The sequence below is a fragment of the Dapis brunnea BLCC-M229 genome (genome assembly GCF_050015995.1).
Classification (GTDB): domain Bacteria; phylum Cyanobacteriota; class Cyanobacteriia; order Cyanobacteriales; family Microcoleaceae; genus Trichodesmium.
The window spans coordinates 1-3,422 of the sequence record NZ_JBNHEP010000073.1 but is presented as its reverse complement, the minus strand read 5'-3'; the positions used below and the strand labels follow the sequence as shown (position 1 = coordinate 3,422).

At 39.2% G+C, this 3,422-nt stretch carries 1 protein-coding gene and 1 riboswitch; the gene reads right to left on the bottom strand.

From position 1 onward, the window contains the following. Window positions 1–1,704: 1,704 nt before the first annotated feature. A complete protein-coding gene (gene thiC / locus ACP6PM_RS08295) occupies window positions 1,705–3,084 on the bottom strand; it encodes a phosphomethylpyrimidine synthase (protein ID WP_426583566.1) in 1,380 nt (459 codons plus the stop codon). A gap of 7 nt (window positions 3,085–3,091) precedes the next feature. Further along, window positions 3,092–3,187, bottom strand: a riboswitch (TPP riboswitch). Window positions 3,188–3,422 lie beyond the last annotated feature (235 nt).

Genomic DNA, 3,422 nt, shown 5'->3' with positions numbered 1-3,422 from the left:
CCTTGGATAGGGGAAAAAGCGGTCGGAAAGCGGAGCAGTCCGTTAGGATGGGATGCCGAGGTCTCCTCGCTTGCCTCCAATCGACCAAGAGAGCGGTCGGAAAGCGAAGCAGTCCGTCAGGATGGGATGGCGAGGTTTCCGTTCCCTCCGGGACGCTATCCTAGGTCATGCTCCGCAAACGCGTTTCATGTCGCGCAGCGTTTCATGTCGGCTCAAGCGCCGAAAACGCTTGCCTCCAATCGACCAAGAGAGCGGTCGGAAAGCGAAGCAGTCCGAAGGATGGGATGGCGAGGTCTCCCGCTCTTAACAGAGCCGCTGCGCTTTTCATGTCGGCTCAAGCGCCGAAACGCCATATCCAATCTCCCCTTGAGAAAAGAAATAATATTTCCTTATATTCAATCCTCTCGGTTAAAACCCGAGGTAATTATCAATTATCCATTATCAATTAATGAATTCCCCCTGTTCCCTGTTCCCTGTTCCCTGTTCCCTCTTTTCTGGAGAGGTCTATTAGTTATGGGATTGATTATTGGGTTAAGCACTACTGTCATTGCGAGGGGGGTGGGAAAAGCAATTATTTTGTTTACTTAACCGTTAATATAGAATCCGGTTAAACAGTTGTCATTGCGACGACAGGAAGCAATCTCAGGGGTGAGGCGAGATTGCTTCCTTCCACTCTGTTCCAGTCGCAATGACTACAATAACTAATTATCCGGATTTGATATAAGACCTCCGGTGGCAATCTCTAAACCATGAGATTGCTACAACTAAGTTAACGCTTTCTCCAAAAGGTTAAGTTCTTTTATTACCGAAAAATTCAGGTATAAAGCCTCTCAATTCATGGATAAAAAAGAAAAAAATCATTTCAACTAATCCTCTTCTTATAAATAAGAGGTAATTATAGTGTTTTCCAAGCTCGTGAGGTATAGTTATCTTTTTGTCTTTTTATTCCCTGTTCGCAGTTAAGTGTTTTCCTCAAATCTAAAATTTTGTACCTCACCAGTATGGGAATTGCTATATTAATTATTAATTATTGAACGCTTCGTAATGACAATCACATTCCGGTCCCTGTAGCCAGATCTAAATTAATATTATATTCGGTTAAATAGTTATTATAATTAAAGTTCGTAGTATAGCTCTCAGCCCCAGGGCTATTTCGTTCTAATTTCTGACTTTTTGTGCATTAGGGAAAATACGCCTTTTTCAAGATTGAAAGTTATATAAATCAATCTCCAAAAACCACGAAAATCTTTACTTGATTCTAGAATGAAATAGCCCTGCTTCAGCTCTATCTACAGTTCGGGCTGAGAGCTATACTACAAACCATATACTTTATTATAAGTGATTATCCGAACATGATATAACAGCTAAATACTGATAATTTTAATGAAATAGCCCTGCTTCAGCTCTATCTACAGTTCGGGCTGAGAGCTATACTACAAACCATATACTTTATTATAAGTGATTATCCAAACATGATATAACAGCTAAATAATGATAATTTTCGAGAAATTACTTTCAGCTTTCAAAATTAAAAACTCCCCTAAAAAACAGGGGAGTTTAGTTATTTATTCTCAATTATTCAAACTTTAACAAAAGAGGAAAATATCAGTTAGATAGGGTGGGTTTAAATAATAAGGATCGACAATTAAACCCAAATATTAATTTTTTCTACCGACCCTAATTATTTCTGAATTAATATCGCTATTAACTTTGAGTTACAGGTTCCTTTTCTTTCGCTAAAAACTTCTCTAATTCTGTTAAAGCATCAGCATCAACTTTAGTTTGCATCGGACAGAATTTCGGTCCGCACATAGAACAAAATTCAGCTGTTTTATAGATATCCGCAGGCAAAGTTTCGTCGTGATATTCCTTAGCTCGATCTGGGTCTAAAGATAATTCAAATTGACGGTTCCAATCAAAATTATAACGAGCAGCAGAAAGTTCATCATCTCTATCCCTCGCTCCCGGACGACGACGAGCAATATCTGCAGCATGGGCAGCAATTTTATAAGCAATTAACCCATTTCTCACATCTTCAGCATCAGGCAAACCTAGATGTTCTTTTGGAGTAACGTAACATAACATTGCTGTACCATACCAACCCGCCATTGCTGCACCAATAGCAGAAGTAATATGGTCATAACCAGGAGCAATATCTGTGACTAATGGACCTAAAACATAGAAAGGAGCTTCCGAACACTCTTCCATTTGTTTTTTCACATTAAATTCAATTTGATCCATCGGTACATGACCAGGACCCTCTACCATAACTTGGACATCATGTTCCCAAGCACGGTGAGTTAATTGACCTAATGTTTTTAATTCTGCCAACTGTGCTTCGTCAGTAGCATCGTGGGTACAACCGGGTCGCAAAGAATCTCCTAAACTGAAAGAAACATCATATTTCTTGAAGATTTCGATGATGTCGTCAAAATGGGTATATAATGGATTTTGCTTATGGTGGTGTAACATCCACTTAGCAATAATTCCACCACCACGGGAAACTATACCAGTAATACGACTTCTGACCAGAGGTAGATGTTCGATTAAAATTCCGGCGTGGATGGTTTGATAATCTACCCCTTGTTGAGCGTGCTTTTCAATGATATGCAGAAAGTCATCAGCAGTCAGATTTTCAACTCTGCCGTGAACGCTTTCTATTGCCTGGTAAATTGGTACCGTACCGATAGGAACTGGGGAGGCGTTGATAATGGCAGTTCTAATTTCATCCAGATTACCGCCACCTGTAGATAAGTCCATAACGGTATCTGCACCGTATTTAATAGACAGTCTTAGTTTATCAACTTCCTTATCAATGTCAGAAGTATTAGGAGAGGCACCAATATTAGCATTAACTTTACACCGAGAAGCAATGCCAATACACATTGGTTCGAGATTGGTGTGGTTAATATTAGCAGGGATAATCATCCGTCCCCTTGCTACTTCTTCGCGGATTAACTCAGCAGGGAGATTTTCTCGTTGGGCCACAAAGTCCATTTCTTCTGTGATGATTCCCTGACGAGCATAGTGCATTTGAGAGACATTTTTGTGTCCACTACGCTTGGCGATCCATTCTGTCCGCATATTTTTTCCCTTAAATAAACAGCTTCCCTCCGCTGGTATTAACCAGTCTCAGGTTCTAAGGGTATTTCTCAGCCTGAATATCTAGGCACCCCTAGCTTAATTTTTTACTATAGCACTTTTTTGGGATCGATTGAAAAGTAAGTTAAAAGTTAAAAGTTAAAAAAAGAAATTGATGATTTATAGTCAAAGGAAGAAAGTTGATTATCAATATTCCCTTGCTCTTATACAAATTATTCTAAAAAACAAGAATTAAAAGTTAAAAAATATCAATTATTAATAATTGATAATTAAATAATTCACGCCTTGAAGCCTCCCCTTGGATAGGGGAAAAAGCGGTC

Excerpts from the sequence above, each read along its gene's own strand:
- thiC (WP_426583566.1), bottom strand. The coding sequence starts at position 3,084 with ATGCGGACAGAATGGATCGCCAAGCGTAGTGGACACAAAAATGTCTCT.